General features: G+C 45.4%; 15 protein-coding genes and 1 pseudogene. All 16 read left to right on the top strand.

Annotated elements, in window-relative coordinates:
* Positions 1-136: 136 nt before the first annotated feature.
* A pseudogene (locus AB4Z08_RS03765) lies at positions 137-190 on the top strand (hypothetical protein); the annotation flags it as partial.
* A gap of 8 nt (positions 191-198) precedes the next feature.
* Positions 199-1,110: a PDDEXK nuclease domain-containing protein gene (locus AB4Z08_RS03760; protein ID WP_441572434.1), complete on the top strand. Its 912-nt coding sequence runs from the start codon at positions 199-201 to the stop codon at positions 1,108-1,110.
* A gap of 312 nt (positions 1,111-1,422) precedes the next feature.
* Positions 1,423-2,277: an ATP phosphoribosyltransferase gene (gene hisG / locus AB4Z08_RS03755; protein ID WP_441572433.1), complete on the top strand. Its 855-nt coding sequence runs from the start codon at positions 1,423-1,425 to the stop codon at positions 2,275-2,277.
* A 15-nt stretch (positions 2,278-2,292) separates the two neighbouring features.
* Positions 2,293-3,573 carry a histidinol dehydrogenase gene (hisD, locus tag AB4Z08_RS03750; protein ID WP_441572432.1) on the top strand — a complete coding sequence of 427 codons (1,281 nt, stop codon included), beginning with the start codon at positions 2,293-2,295 and terminating at the stop codon, positions 3,571-3,573.
* A 23-nt stretch (positions 3,574-3,596) separates the two neighbouring features.
* A complete protein-coding gene (gene hisC, locus AB4Z08_RS03745) occupies positions 3,597-4,670 on the top strand; it encodes a histidinol-phosphate transaminase (protein WP_441572431.1) in 1,074 nt (357 codons plus the stop codon).
* Positions 4,667-5,803, top strand: coding sequence for a bifunctional histidinol-phosphatase/imidazoleglycerol-phosphate dehydratase HisB (hisB, locus tag AB4Z08_RS03740; RefSeq protein ID WP_441572430.1), 1,137 nt, complete (start codon positions 4,667-4,669; stop codon positions 5,801-5,803). The genes hisC and hisB overlap by 4 nt, the downstream gene beginning before the upstream one ends.
* A 412-nt stretch (positions 5,804-6,215) precedes the next feature.
* On the top strand, positions 6,216-7,628 hold the full coding sequence (locus AB4Z08_RS03735) for an anthranilate synthase component I family protein (RefSeq protein WP_441572429.1): 1,413 nt from the start codon (positions 6,216-6,218) through the stop codon (positions 7,626-7,628).
* 1 nt (position 7,629) lies between these two features.
* Positions 7,630-8,199: an anthranilate synthase component II gene (locus AB4Z08_RS03730; protein WP_441572428.1), complete on the top strand. Its 570-nt coding sequence runs from the start codon at positions 7,630-7,632 to the stop codon at positions 8,197-8,199.
* Between the two features lie 85 nt (positions 8,200-8,284).
* Positions 8,285-9,280: an anthranilate phosphoribosyltransferase gene (gene trpD, locus AB4Z08_RS03725; RefSeq protein ID WP_441572427.1), complete on the top strand. Its 996-nt coding sequence runs from the start codon at positions 8,285-8,287 to the stop codon at positions 9,278-9,280.
* A gap of 11 nt (positions 9,281-9,291) precedes the next feature.
* Complete coding sequence (gene trpC, locus AB4Z08_RS03720; RefSeq protein ID WP_441572426.1) at positions 9,292-10,092, top strand: indole-3-glycerol phosphate synthase TrpC; 801 nt, start codon at positions 9,292-9,294, stop codon at positions 10,090-10,092.
* Positions 10,093-10,099: 7 nt separating this feature from the next.
* Entirely contained in the window at positions 10,100-10,735 is a 636-nt protein-coding gene (locus tag AB4Z08_RS03715; protein WP_441572425.1) for a phosphoribosylanthranilate isomerase, read from the top strand.
* A gap of 6 nt (positions 10,736-10,741) precedes the next feature.
* Positions 10,742-11,950: a tryptophan synthase subunit beta gene (gene trpB / locus AB4Z08_RS03710; protein ID WP_441572424.1), complete on the top strand. Its 1,209-nt coding sequence runs from the start codon at positions 10,742-10,744 to the stop codon at positions 11,948-11,950.
* An 8-nt stretch (positions 11,951-11,958) separates the two neighbouring features.
* Positions 11,959-12,732: a tryptophan synthase subunit alpha gene (trpA, locus tag AB4Z08_RS03705; RefSeq protein ID WP_441572423.1), complete on the top strand. Its 774-nt coding sequence runs from the start codon at positions 11,959-11,961 to the stop codon at positions 12,730-12,732.
* Between the two features lie 4 nt (positions 12,733-12,736).
* Positions 12,737-13,330, top strand: coding sequence for an imidazole glycerol phosphate synthase subunit HisH (gene hisH / locus AB4Z08_RS03700; RefSeq protein WP_441572422.1), 594 nt, complete (start codon positions 12,737-12,739; stop codon positions 13,328-13,330).
* Position 13,331: 1 nt separating this feature from the next.
* Positions 13,332-14,477 carry a 1-(5-phosphoribosyl)-5-[(5-phosphoribosylamino)methylideneamino]imidazole-4-carboxamide isomerase gene (gene hisA / locus AB4Z08_RS03695; RefSeq protein WP_441572421.1) on the top strand — a complete coding sequence of 382 codons (1,146 nt, stop codon included), beginning with the start codon at positions 13,332-13,334 and terminating at the stop codon, positions 14,475-14,477.
* A gap of 12 nt (positions 14,478-14,489) precedes the next feature.
* Positions 14,490-15,245, top strand: a complete 756-nt coding sequence (hisF, locus tag AB4Z08_RS03690) for an imidazole glycerol phosphate synthase subunit HisF (protein WP_441572420.1) — start codon at positions 14,490-14,492, stop codon at positions 15,243-15,245.
* Positions 15,246-15,257: the final 12 nt, after the last annotated feature.

Genomic DNA, 15,257 nt, shown 5'->3' with positions numbered 1-15,257 from the left:
ATCCATTTTCATTTCCTTCGAGATGCTTACTCTTACTGAGTTCTATTAGTTGAACTTTAATCGGATTATTTCATGTAAGTTTGAAGTATAACTATTAATCGTGCTAAAGAATTCTTTTGTAACAGATATAAAGAAAATGCTTTCGGCAGCAAGACAGAAAGTAAATAATTCTATTAATGCTGCAATGGTAGATGCCTATTGGCATATAGGGAAGCGTATTTTGAAGAAGAGCAGCAGGGACAGGAAAGAGCAGACTATGGTGTTTTTCTGATAAAAGAACTTTCCAGGCAGTTAATTGAAGAGTTTGGAAAAGGGTTTGATGAAAGAGAATTACGCCGTATGAGGCAGTTTTATCAAACATTTTCAATTCGGGACGCACTGCGCCCCGAATTGAGTTGGACACATTATCGTATTATATTACGGGTTGATAATCCCACTGCCAGACAATACTACATTACAGAAACTGCAGAGCAATCGTGGAGTACCCGCCAGCTTGAGCGGAATATTAATACCCTTTATTATGAACGGCTGCTTTCTACGCAAAGTAAGAGAGAAGCCCTATTGGATCAAGAGAAAATGGAAAAGTCATCCTCTTTTGATGTGATAAAAAATCCTTATGTTTTAGAGTTTCTTGGATTAGAAAATCCAGTCGGGTATTCTGAAAGTGATGTTGAATCAGCAATTATCAGCAATCTACAAGCGTTTCTTTTGGAAATGGGTAAGGGCTTCTCATTTGTTGGAAGGCAATATCGAATTAAAACCGATACCAAGGTTTTTTACATAGATATGGTTTTCTATAATTATATTCTCAAGTGTTTTGTACTAGTCGATCTGAAAATAAATGAGTTGACACATCAGGATATTGGGCAGATGGATATGTATGTACGAATGTTTGAAGATCTTAAGAAAACGGAAGGGGATAATCCAACTATTGGAATTATTTTTTGTGCTGAAAAAGACCATACGCTGGTAAAGTACAGTATGCTAGAGGAAAATAAACAACTTTTTGCTTCAAAATATAGATTGGTGTTACCTACGGAAGAAGAATTGCGTGTAGAGCTGGAGCGCGAAAAGCAGTTTATACGAGAACAAATTGAAAGGAAAGGATAACCTTTAAGGAACAGATATTACTGTAACGGAGAGCCTTTGGATTGATCTGGTATAAGAGGTCAACGATGATTTATATCAGAACTTATATATAAGCACTTATATTTAAATTTCACGTTAATTCCAAAAAAAACCTTTGAGTTTTCATTTTACTTACTATTTTTGCACTCGAATTATGAATACAAGCATACATATCCATCATCACCATCATTTCTTACCAACGCGGTAGGCTGGGATGATAATGTGTATATCACTATATTAAATCATCAACAGGGGCTTACCGGAAAGGTAAGCCCCTTTTTATTTTTACCCAGGATGAAATTGAAAATTGCAATCCAGAAATCCGGCCGCCTGCACGATGATTCCATCAAATTATTGAAGGAATGCGGTATCGACATCAACAACGGTGTTAACAAGCTGAAAACAGAAGCGACCAACTTTCCGCTGGAAGTGTTTTTCCTGCGGGATGATGATATTCCGCAATACATTGAAGATGGTGTGGCAGATATTGGAATTGTAGGAGAAAATGTAGTGCTGGAAAAACAAAAACAGGTGAATATTGTTCAGAAGCTGGGCTTCGGAAAATGTCGCTTGTCGATGGCCGTGGAAAAATCAGTGGAGTACACTTCCGTGAAAGACCTGCACAACAAAAGAATTGCGACCAGCTATCCGGTGATAGTGGAAGAATTCCTGCAGCGTAATGGTATCACTGCGGAAATCCACGAAATCAGCGGATCGGTGGAAATAGCGCCTGGCATTGGCTTAGCCGATGCGATCTGTGACCTGGTAAGCAGCGGCTCTACTTTATTCATGAACGGTTTGAAAGAAGTGGAAACCGTACTGAAATCAGAAGCCGTGCTGGCAGCTTGTCATAACCTGAAACCGGAACAACAGCTGCTGCTGGATAAATTATTGTTCCGTATACAGGCAGTGAAAAAAGCGAAGAATAATAAATATATCCTGCTTAATGCACCCAATGATAAACTGAATGAAATCATTGGACTGCTGCCAGGTATGAAAAGTCCTACAGTACTGCCTTTGGCAGAAGCTGGCTGGAGCTCCGTTCACTCTGTACTGAATGAAAATGATTTCTGGGATATCATCGAAAGCCTGAAGGCGGCCGGTGCACAAGGTATCCTGGTAGTGCCCATTGAAAAAATGGTGATCTAAAAAATTGTGTAAACGATGCAAACAACCAGATTTCCTGATAAAAGTACGTGGAATACCCTGTTGCAGCGGCCTGTAATGGATACATCGGCACTGGAAAAAAAGGTGAACGATATTCTGCAGGAAGTACGCAGCGGTGGCGACCAGGCCATCAAAAAATTTGCAGCTGAATTTGATAAGGTGACGCTGGAAAATATACAGGTACCACCCGCTGCTTTTGCAGCCGCAGCAACTACGCTGGAACCTGCACTGAAAGCAGCGATACAGCAGGCGGCAAAAAATATTACTACTTTTCACCGCGCACAGCAGGAAAAGGTGCAGATGATAGAAACCATGCCCGGCGTACAATGCTGGCGCAAACCGGTAGCTATTCAAAAAGTAGGTTTATATATCCCCGGTGGTTCGGCTCCATTATTTTCTACTATCTTAATGCTGGGTATACCAGCCATGATAGCAGGTTGTAAAGAGATAGTACTTTGTACGCCCTCACTGCATCCCGCCATATTATACACGGCGCAGCTGATAGGCATTGAGAAAGTATTTACCATTGGTGGCGTGCAAGCTATTGGTGCCATGGCCTACGGCACCGAAACGGTTCCACAGGTGTATAAAATATTTGGTCCCGGCAATCAGTACGTCACCTGCGCCAAACAACTGATCAATAAAAGCGGCGTAGCGATCGATATGCCCGCAGGCCCTTCTGAAGTAGCTGTGCTGGCGGATGATAGCTGTATTCCTGATTTTGTGGCCGCTGATCTGCTGTCGCAGGCAGAACATGGTCCCGATAGCCAGGTAGTACTGGTAACCACGAGTGAAAAAGTGATCACCGATGTTACCAATGCCCTGCATGCACAGCTGGAAAAGCTGCCACGCAAAGGAATTGCTACAGCGGCACTGGAAAACAGTAAAATGATCCTGGTTGCAGATATGGATACGGCGATGGAGATGTTGAATGCCTACGCACCGGAACATTTGATTTTAGCCTGTAATGGGGCGGAAAATCTCGCCGACAAGGTAACAGATGCCGGATCTGTTTTTATGGGGAATTATACCCCTGAAAGTGCAGGCGATTATGCATCCGGTACCAATCATACCCTGCCTACAAATGGTTATGCCAGGGCATATAGCGGTGTATCGCTGGACAGCTTCGTGAAAAAGATTACTTTCCAGCAGATTTCTCCCGAAGGGCTGCAGCATATTGGCGCTACTATAGAAGCCATGGCAGCAGCAGAGGGACTGGAAGCACATAAAAATGCCGTCACCGTAAGATTGCAACAGCTGGAAAATTCCGGCTCATAAATAACTAATAATAATTCATTAATATGTTCAATCTCGATACCCTCGTAAGGGAAAACATAAAAAGACTGGTACCGTATTCCACGGCCAGGGACGAGTTCAAAGGAGAGGCGACCATCTTCCTGGATGCAAATGAAAATAACTTCGGATCACCACTGCCGGTAAATTATAACCGCTACCCCGATCCGCTGCAATGGAAGCTCAAATATAAAATGGCCGATGTGAAAGGCGTACCGCCACAAAACATTTTTATCGGCCATGGCAGCGATGAAGCCATCGATGTGCTTTACCGCTGTTTCGTCAACCCGGGTGCGGATAATGTAGTCCTTTGCCCGCCTACCTATGGGATGTATGAAGTGAGTGCACACATCAACGATGCGGTGATCCGCAAAGTGAGTCTCACAGAAGACTTTCAGCTGGATATCCCCGCACTGCAACAGGCGATCGATGGAAATACCAAACTCATTTTCATCTGTTCTCCCAACAACCCTACCGGTAACTCTATCAACCGTTCAGATATTGAATTACTGCTGAATAATTTTGATGGGATTGTGGTGATAGATGAAGCATATATCAACTTCTCCCGTCAGAAAACATTTATCCAGGAGCTCACAGAATACCCTAACCTGGTAGTGCTGCAAACCATGTCCAAAGCATGGGGACTGGCAGGACTCCGAATAGGAATGGCTTTCGCCAGTGAGGATATCATCAATACTTTCAATAAAGTAAAGCCTCCCTATAATATCAGTCAGGCTACCAGCGAACTGGCTTTGCAGGCCCTGGACAACGTTAGCCAGGTGAATGAATGGATCCGCGAAATAGTGATAGAACGTGATCTGCTCTCTGCTGCACTGATACAACTGCCGGAAGTACTGGAGATCTACCCCAGCGATGCCAGCTTTATCCTGGTGAAAACCACAGATGCAAAAGGCATTTACAATCATCTCATTGAAAAAGGTATTGTGGTGCGTGACCGCTCCAAAGTAGAACTTTGCATGGGTTGTTTACGTATCACCATCGGTACACCCGCTGAAAACCTGCACCTGCTGGAGGTATTGAAATCTTTCAACCTGAAAAAAGAAACACCTGTATCTGCATGAAACGAGTTCTCTTTATAGACCGTGATGGTACCCTGATCAAGGAAGTACCGCCAACCTACCAGATTGATAGCCTGGAAAAAGTGGAGTTCTATCCCAAAGTATTTGTGAATATGGCCCGGATAGCTGCTGAGCTGGATTATGAACTGGTAATGGTCACTAACCAGGATGGCCTGGGAACGGCCTCCTTCCCGGAAGATACCTTCTGGCCTGCCCAGCAGATGATCATGAAGGCATTTGAAAATGAAGGGATAAAGTTTGATGAAGTATTCATTGACCGCTCTTTTCCTGCAGACAATGCACCTACCCGCAAGCCCCGCACCGGTATGCTCACCAAATACCTGGATGGCAGTTACGACCTGGCCAACTCCTTTGTTATCGGCGATCGTATCACCGATGTACAGCTGGCCAAGAACCTCGGCGCCAAGGCCATCTGGATTAAGGACGATGCCGGTTTGGGCGCTGCCGAAATCAGCGATGATGTGGCTGCCCTGCAACCCGTGATAGCGCTGGAGTCTACCGACTGGAACCGCATCTATGAATTCCTGAAACTGGGATTAAGAACAGTAACGCATGTACGAAAAACAAACGAAACAGATATCAGCATTGAACTGAACCTGGATGGTACCGGTAAAGCCAATATCCACACCGGCCTGGGCTTTTTTGATCATATGCTTGACCAGATTGCCCGCCATGGCGCTATAGATCTGAATATTACCGCCAAAGGGGATCTGCATATAGACGAACATCATACGATTGAGGATACCGGTATTGCACTGGGAGAAGCCATCGCCAAAGGCCTGGGAGACAAACGCGGTATTGAAAGATACGGTTTCTGCCTGCCCATGGATGATTGCCTGGCCCAGGTAGGTATTGACTTTGGAGGCCGTAACTGGCTGGTATGGGAAGCAATATTTAAAAGGGAGAAAATAGGGGAGATGCCTACCGAAATGTTCTATCACTTCTTCAAATCCTTCTCAGATGGCGCCAAAGCCAACCTGAACATTAAGGCAGAAGGAGAAAATGAACACCATAAGATAGAAGCTATTTTCAAAGCCTTTGCCAAGGCCATCAAAATGGCGGTGAAGCGCAACCCGTATAATATGCAGTTGCCCAGCACCAAAGGAGTGCTGTAGAGCGCCTCCGGCGCTTGTCTTTGGACAGGATTAGGCTGATTTAGATGATTTTATTCCTTTTTTTAAAAGATGCTTACATCCGAAAGCTCCCAGTAAATGGATAAAGGTAATTATCAGGAAAATCATCAAAATCAGTCTAATCCTGTCCGAAGACAAAGGTCAAAGGCCTTCCCCTCCGCGCTCTCAAAAAAATATTTGCATATTCTAAAAAAATATTCCATTTTTGTTCTCGCTATGCAAAATATCATTACAAACAAACATTGGTGGTGGCACGGAATCAATTCCTGATCTGTGTTACAGTGCCATGTTTCGTTTAGAAATATATTTGGAAGGCCCGCTGTTACACAGCGGGCCTTCCGCTTTTTCAGCCCTTCCCATTTTAACATAAAACAAACACTTCACCCAATACATCATGCGTACCATCCAAGTAAAAACGAGATCCAAACAGATGCTGGCAGACATTTTCACGCCAGTGGGAATATATCTGCGGTTGCGCGATAAATTCCCGGGTTCTATCCTCCTTGAAAGCACCGACTACAGGGCCAGTGACAACAGTTATTCATTTATTTGTGTGAAGCCGATTGCAGGTATTGAAGTTACCTCTACCTCACACTTCGAATTCAAGTATCCTAACCTGCCCGTAGAAAAGAAAGAACTGAAGAACAAACAACAGGTACTGGATGAAATGGAGAAGTTTCTCGGTAACTATTCTTTCAGCGGCAAACACCCGGTGCCAATGGCACAGAGCCTCTTCGGCTACACTACCTTCGATGCCGTTCAGTTCTTCGAAACCATTGAATTCAATAAAAAGAAACAACAGGCGGATAATACCATCCCATTGATGCGTTACCGCTACTATCAATATGTAATAGCGATCAATCACTTTAAAGATGAACTCTATCTTTGTGAAAACCAGGTAGAAGGCGTTGACAGCGAGTTTGAACTGCTTGAATCCCTCATCCGGCACAAAGATTCCCCCGGGTATCCGTTTGCCACTACCGGAGAAGAAGAAAGCAATATGACGGACGCGGAATATATGCAGATGGTAGAACAAGGCAAACAACACTGCTTCCGCGGAGATGTTTTCCAGGTAGTACTTTCCAGAGCTTTCCAACAGTCCTTCAAAGGTGACGAATTCAACGTTTACCGCGCTCTCCGCTCCATCAACCCCTCTCCTTATCTTTTCTTCTTCGATTACGGCGATTATAAATTAATGGGTTCCTCACCGGAAGCACAGATCGTGATTACGGATGGTAAAGCTACCATTCACCCCATTGCCGGAACTTTCCGCCGTACCGGAGATGATGCACAGGATAAATTACTGGCGGAGAAACTGTTGCAGGACCCGAAAGAAAATGCGGAACACGTGATGCTGGTGGATCTGGCCCGGAATGATCTTAGCAGAAATGCAACAGAAGTAGAAGTAGCTTCTTACAGACAGGTACATTTCTATTCCCACGTCATTCACCTGGTAAGCGAAGTAACCGGAAAGGTAGATCCGAAGCTGAATCCGTTTACCCTCCTGGCCTCTTCTTTCCCGGCAGGTACGCTGTCAGGAGCACCGAAATACCGCGCCATGGAAATCATTGATCAGTACGAACCCACTGCACGTGGCTTCTACGGCGGTTGTATAGGCGCTGTTGGTTTCAATGGCAACTTTAACCACGCCATCATGATCCGCTCCATACTCAGTAAAATGAATACGCTGTACTATCAGGCCGGTGCCGGCGTAGTAGCTAAATCGGTGGCTTCTTCTGAACTGGAGGAAGTAAACAACAAACTCAATGCGTTAAAACAAGCCATTCTGCTGGCACAAAAAATTTAGTATGAACATCCTCGTCTTTGATAACTACGACTCTTTTACATACAACCTCGTTCACCTCGTGGAAAAAATCATCAACGGTAAAGTAACCGTGGTACGTAATGATGAAATTCCACTGGAAAAAGTAAACGACTACGATAAAATAATTTTATCGCCCGGCCCTGGTATTCCGGAAGAAGCAGGATTATTACTGCCACTCATCAAAGAATATGCACCCACCAAATCCATCTTCGGCGTTTGTTTGGGGCAACAGGCCATCGGTCAGGCTTTTGGCGCTTCGCTCACTAACCTGAAAGAAGTATATCACGGTGTAGCCACCAACATAAATATCATTAGGGAAGATGGCCGCCTGTTCAATGGTTTGCCCAGGCAGATACTGGCTGGTCGCTATCACTCCTGGGTAATTGATGAATCCACCCTGCCCGCTGAATTGACCATCACCGCCAAAGATGAAGATGGTTTTATCATGGCATTGCAGCATAACAAATATGATGTAAGCGGTGTACAATTCCATCCGGAAAGTGTACTCACCCCGGAGGGAGAAAAGATTGTGAGAAACTGGTTAAGCCTGTAATGACAGCCATTCATCCTTACCCATTTCAGTGAAACATCCATCTAACTAACAACTAACAGCTAACTGCTAAAAGCTAACAGCTACCATGAAAAAGATTCTTAATTACCTCTTCGAACATAAAACCTTTAGCCGCGAAGCTGCTAAAGATATCCTTATCAGCATTTCCAAAGGCATGTACAATGAAAGCGAACTGGCTGCTTTCATGACGGTATACCTCATGCGCAGCATCACCATCGATGAGCTGCTGGGCTTCCGTGATGCCTTGCTGGAACTCTGTGTACCCGTAAATCTGAACGGTTATGATGTACTCGACATCGTAGGTACCGGTGGGGATGCAAAAAATACCTTTAATATTTCTACCTTGTCGTGCTTTGTGGTGGCAGGAGCCGGCGCAAAAGTAGCCAAACACGGCAACTATGGCGTATCTTCTGTCAGCGGTGCTTCCAATGTGATGGAGCTGGTAGGCTACAAATTCAAAAGTGATGACGCCAAACTGAGAACAGAACTGGAAGATTCAGGTATTTGTTTCCTCCATGCACCGCTGTTTCACCCAGCCCTGAAGCATGTTGCCGGTATCCGCCGTCAGCTGGGTATCCGTACGTTCTTTAATATGCTGGGTCCATTGGTAAACCCGGCGCTGGCAAAACATCAGCTGATTGGCGTATATAGCCTGGAAATGGCAAGGGTATACAACTACCTGTTCCAGCAAACAGACAAACAGTTTGTGATTGTTCACAGCCTGGATGGCTACGATGAAATATCACTCACCGCAGATACCAAAGTAATCACCAACAAAGGTGAACAGGACTGGACCCCGGAACAGCTGGGTAAACGTAAAGTACACCAGGAAGATATCTACGGAGGTAATACCACTGAAGAAGCCGCAAAGATCTTTATGAAGATCCTGAAAGGAGAAGGTACCTGGGCACAGAATTCCGTTGTATTTGCTAACGCTGCAATGGGACTGTATAGCCTCGGAAAATATAATTCGTATGAAGATTGTTTCGCCGCCGCGGTAGAATCCCTGGAGTCGGGCAATGCACATACGGCATTTAAAAAACTGATTGCATTGCAGTCGTAGGAACGTTTATCATGAAGAATATTTTAGCAGAAATAGTTGCTCATAAACACATTGAAGTAGCTGCCCGCAAGTTGCAGCGCAGCGCATCGGACCTGCAACAGTCTCCCGGATTTGCCCGCGAAGCATTATCACTCTGTCAGTTTCTGCAACAGCCGGAAAAGACAGGTATCATCGCGGAATTCAAACGTCGTTCTCCTTCAAAAGGAGTGATTAACGGAAACGTAACGGTACAGCAGGTAACAACGGCCTATACCCGCTATGGCGCCTCCGGCTTATCTGTACTCACAGATGAGAAATATTTCGGTGGCTCCTCTGATGACCTGCAACAAGCCCGCAGCTTCAACCAGATCCCTATTCTGCGTAAAGATTTTGTGATAGATGAATACCAGATCCTGGAAGCAAAAGCTATTGGTGCAGACGTAATCCTGCTGATCGCAGAATGCCTGGATGCTGCACAGGTTGCATACCTGGCAGCATTTGCGCACAACCTGGGACTGGAAGTATTGCTGGAAGTACATAGCGAAGCGCAACTGGAAAAAGTAACGGCACATACACACCTGGTAGGCGTGAATAACCGCGACCTGATCACTTTTGAGGTAGACTTTAACCGCTCCTGTGAACTGGCGCCAAAAATTCCGGCCGATAAAGTGAAAGTGGCAGAAAGCGGCATCAACGATCCCGCCGCGATCGTCACCCTGAAAGCAGCTGGATTCCAGGGCTTCCTGATTGGAGAACATTTCATGAAGCAGGAAGATCCTGCCCGTGCATTCGAAAATTTTGTACAAACACTCCATGACCTGGAACACAAATAATCATCCTATGCGTATAAAAGTTTGCGGCATTACAAGAATAAATGATTTGCAGGCGCTGGTAGCCAACAGCGTGGATTATGCAGGATTTATTTTTTATGAGAAATCACCCCGTTTTGCCGGCAACAAAATAGACGCAAGATCAGTAAGGGAAACAACCGGTATTCAAAAAGTAGGTGTATTCGTAAACGCTTCACAGGAACAGATACAACGCACCATCGCCGATTACGCCCTGGATATGGTGCAGCTGCACGGCGATGAAACGCCGGAATTTTGCGCTACTATCAGGGAAACCATTCCGGTGATCAAAGCTTTTCGTATAGGTGATAACGTTAACTGGCAAACGGAGCTGGCGCCATTTATTCCTGTAACGGATTATTTTCTTTTTGATACCGCGTCCGTAAAAGGATATGGTGGTACCGGCGAACGCTTTAACTGGGAACTGCTGACTACTTACCCTTTTGACCATCCCTTCTTTTTAAGTGGTGGCATTAGCCCGGATCAGGCAGCAGACATCAGCGAAATGCAATTGCCGGCACTGTTTGCAGTAGATGTGAACAGCAAGTTTGAAGACAGCCCCGGTGTGAAAAACATCGAGCTGGTAGAACATTTTGTAAAACAAATTCATTCATCAATAATAAAATAAACGGTCATGGATATTGCGATTAATACCGGCAACTCCAGGTATCAGGTGGATAAGAATGGCTATTATGGCAGATTTGGTGGGGCATACATTCCTGAAATGTTATATCCCAATGTGGAAGAATTACAAACCAAATATCTCGGCATACTGAGCGATCCCTCCTTTCAACAGGAGTTTGAAGCCCTGCTGACAGATTACGTAGGCAGGCCTTCCCCTTTATATTTCGCTAAACGTTTGTCTGAAAAATATAAAGCAAAAATTTATCTCAAAAGGGAGGACCTGAATCATACAGGTGCACATAAAGTAAACAACACCATCGGCCAGATCCTGCTGGCAAAGCGTTTGGGTAAACACCGTATCATCGCTGAAACCGGCGCCGGACAACATGGCGTAGCTACAGCTACAGTATGTGCACTCATGGGCATGGAATGCGTGGTGTATATGGGCAGCATCGACATTGAAAGACAGGCACCCAACGTAGCCCGCATGAAAATGCTCGGTGCTACCGTGGTACCTGCTACCAGTGGCAGCAAAACCCTGAAAGATGCTACCAACGAAGCTATCCGCGACTGGATCAACAATCCGGTTGACACACATTATATCCTTGGTACCGCTGCCGGTCCGCATCCATATCCCGATATGGTAGCACGTTTGCAGTCGGTGATCAGCGAAGAAATAAAAAAACAACTGCTGGCTAAAACCGGCAGCGAAGATCCCAACTATGTAGTGGCCTGTATAGGTGGCGGCAGCAACGCCGCCGGCGCTTATTTCCATTACCTCGACCGGGAAAATGTGAAACTGGTAGCCGTAGAAGCTGCTGGTAAAGGAGTACATAGCGGCCATTCTGCTGCTACCACTCAACTCGGCACCATCGGTATCATCCATGCCAGCAAAACGCTGCTCATGCAAACCGACGACGGGCAAATCACTGAACCTTACTCTATCTCTGCGGGACTGGATTATCCGGGTATCGGACCTATGCACGCTCACCTCTATGAATCAGGCCGCGCACAGTTCCTGTCTGCTACCGATGACGAAGCCCTCGCTGCTGCCTATGAACTGAGCCTGCTGGAAGGAATTATTCCGGCTATGGAATCAGCACATGCCCTCGCGAAGCTGAAAGACCTGACCCTGAAAGCAGATGATGTGGTGGTAGTATGCCTTTCCGGCCGCGGTGATAAAGACCTGGATACCTATATCCGTCACATGAATAAATAAAATGGATTATGCAAAATCGTATTGATCAACTGTTTGCCAAAAAGCAACACGGCGTTTTAAATATATATTGCACGGCTGGTTTTCCGCAGTTAAATGATACCCTGCCGGTAATGACAGCCCTGCAACAGCATGGAGCGGATCTCATTGAACTGGGTATGCCTTTTTCCGATCCCCTGGCCGATGGCCCGGTAATCCAGGACAGCAGCACCAAAGCCCTGCAGAATGGAATGAGCCTGCACACCCTCTTCGATCAGCTGGCTGGTTTCAGGAAGCGTATACACGTACCCGTTATTCTTATGGGATACTTCAACCCAGTATTAACTTATGGTGTAGAGGCCTTCTGTGCCAAATGCGCGGAAGTAGGCATAGATGGTATCATTGTACCTGACCTGCCCATGGCGGAGTTTGAAAATGAATACAGACCCGTGTTTGAAAAATATAACCTGCACCTTATCTTCCTGGTAACACCGGAAACAAGTGAAGCCCGGATCCGGAAAATAGACAGCCTGAGCAAAGGGTTTCTCTATGCCGTATCTTCTTCTTCCACTACGGGGAAAGACAAGGATATGAATGATCAGCAGGCTTATTTCGAGCGACTGAAAAAATTGCAGCTCACCAACCCGGTATTAATTGGTTTTGGTATAAAAGATAAAGCTACTTTTGATACGGCTTCGGCGCATGCCAATGGCGCTATTATTGGCACTGCCTTTATTAAAGCCATTGAGCACAGCCAGAATATTGACGAAACGGTGAAAACGTTTATTTCGGGAATAATTCAGTAATAACATGAAAACGGTTATCATAAAATACAACGCCGGTAATATTCGCTCAGTGCAGTTTGCACTCGAGCGTTTAGGCGTTAACGGTACTGTTACAGATGATCACGAAGAGATCATGGCAGCCGACAAAGTGATTTTTCCCGGTGTGGGAGAAGCCAGCACGGCTATGCAGTACCTGAAAGAAAGAAAACTGGACAAGGTCATTGCCGGCCTGCAACAACCGGTACTGGGCATTTGCCTCGGTATGCAGCTGTTGTGTAAGCACTCGGAAGAAAACGATACGGACTGCATTGGTGTTTTTGATACACCCGTGAAGCGTTTCCAGTCGCCCGTGGAAAACCTGCTTAAAATACCACAGATAGGCTGGAATAATATTACCGGCCTGCATAGTGTGGTGTTTGAACATGTGCCCGAAAATGCCTACATGTACTTTGTGCACAGCTATTATGCTGCACTCGGCGCAGATACCGTAGCCATCACCAATTATGTAATTAACTACAGCGCTGCCCTGCAGAAAGATAATTTCTATGCGGTACAGTTTCATCCGGAGAAATCTGCTGAAGCAGGTGCGCGTATTATTGAGAACTTTTTGAACCTTTAAGATGAATATCCGCCAGATCAGTGCAGATGATACCTTGCAGCTCCGCAGGGATGTGATGTACCCTAATGAACCATTATCTGCTGTAAAAGTAGACCATGATGCAGATGGGTTACACTTCGGCGTTTTTGATCATGGACAACTGGTAACAGTAGTATCCCTTTTCCTGGGTCGCGACAGTGCCCAGTTTCGTAAACTGGCTACCACACCGGCTGCACAAGGAAAAGGCTATGGCAAAGCGATACTCACGCACCTCGTTGATATCTGCAAAAAAGAACGAATAAAACTGCTTTGGTGTAACGCCCGTGAAACAGCCGTTAGCTTTTATGATAAGCTGGGATACACTAAAAAAGGAGATTATTTTATAAAGAGCGGTATCTCCTTCGTCAGGATGGAACTACCACTGGACCTGAATAATATGACAGCTAAACGTTTCGAAATAATACCCGCCATCGATATCATTGATGGCAAATGTGTAAGGCTCACCCAGGGCGACTATAGCCAGCAGAAAATTTACAACGAACATCCGCTGGAAGTAGCCAGGGAATTTGAAGCCATCGGGGTAAAACGACTACACCTGGTAGACCTTGACGGCGCCAAAAAAGGACAGGTCGTTAACTGGAAAGTGCTGGAGAATATTGTGGGCAAAACCGGCCTGATAACAGATTTTGGCGGCGGTATCAAAACCGGAAAAGATATTGATATCGTGTTCGAATGCGGTGCCGCATTAGCCACCATTGGTAGCGTAGCGGTAAAGCAGCCTGAATTATTTTTCAGCTGGGTAGCACAATATGGTGCCGATAAAATATTTTTGGGTGCCGATGTGAAAGAAGAAAAAATCGCGGTAGGTGGATGGCTGGAAACAACCGATCTCTCTGTATTTGATTTCCTGGAAAGCAATATCGCGAAGGGGGTTACTAATATCTTTTGTACAGATATCGCTAAAGATGGTCTGTTACAGGGTCCGTCTACAGAGCTGTACAAAAAAATTATTGAACGCTTTCCATCAATTAACTTTGTGGCAAGCGGTGGCGTAAGTAATATTGAAGACGTGGCAGCCTTACAGGAAATTGGCTGTAGCGGCGCTATTATCGGTAAAGCTATCTACGAGGGTAACATCTCTATGGAAGCATTAAAAACATTCCTGTAAATTTATTAGCACATGTTGACCAAACGCATCATACCATGCCTGGATATCAAAGACGGACGTACCGTTAAAGGTATCAACTTCGAAAATATCCGCGATGCCGGCGATCCGATTGAGCTGGGTGCTTTATATGCCACACAGGGCGCTGATGAACTGGTATTCCTGGATATCACGGCTACGAATGAACGAAGAAAAACACTGGCCGAACTGGTTACCCGCATTGCACGCCATGTGAATATTCCTTTCACCGTAGGTGGTGGAATTTCTTCTGTAGAAGATGTAAATGTACTATTGCAATCCGGCGCGGATAAAATATCTGTAAATACCTCCGCATTTAAAGACCCGGCACTGGTAGACAGGCTGGCACGCGAATTCGGTAGTCAGTGCATTGTACTGGCCATTGATACCCGTTTCGAAGACGGTGACTGGTACGTATACCTGAATGGTGGCCGCGTAAAAACAGACGTGAAAGCTTTTGACTGGGCCAAAGAAGCGGTAAACCGCGGTGCTGGTGAAATCCTCCTCACTTCTATGAACAACGATGGTACTAAAAAAGGTTTTGCACTCGATATTACCGCGCAACTGTCTCAACATCTCAATGTGCCTGTTATCGCCTCCGGTGGCGCAGGTAACATGGAACATTTTGTAGACGTATTTGAAAACGCACAGGCGGATGCTGCACTCGCTGCCAGCATCTTCCACTATAAAGAAATAGAAATACCTGCGCTCAAAACCTTTCTTTACAGCAAAGGGGTGAACGTAAGATTTTAGTGATACCTGAAA

The organism is Chitinophaga sp. RAB17, assembly GCF_052114225.1.
Taxonomy (GTDB): Bacteria; Bacteroidota; Bacteroidia; order Chitinophagales; family Chitinophagaceae; genus Chitinophaga.
The sequence above is the reverse complement of the archived record's forward strand: the minus strand, read 5'-3'. Positions and strand labels throughout refer to the sequence as shown.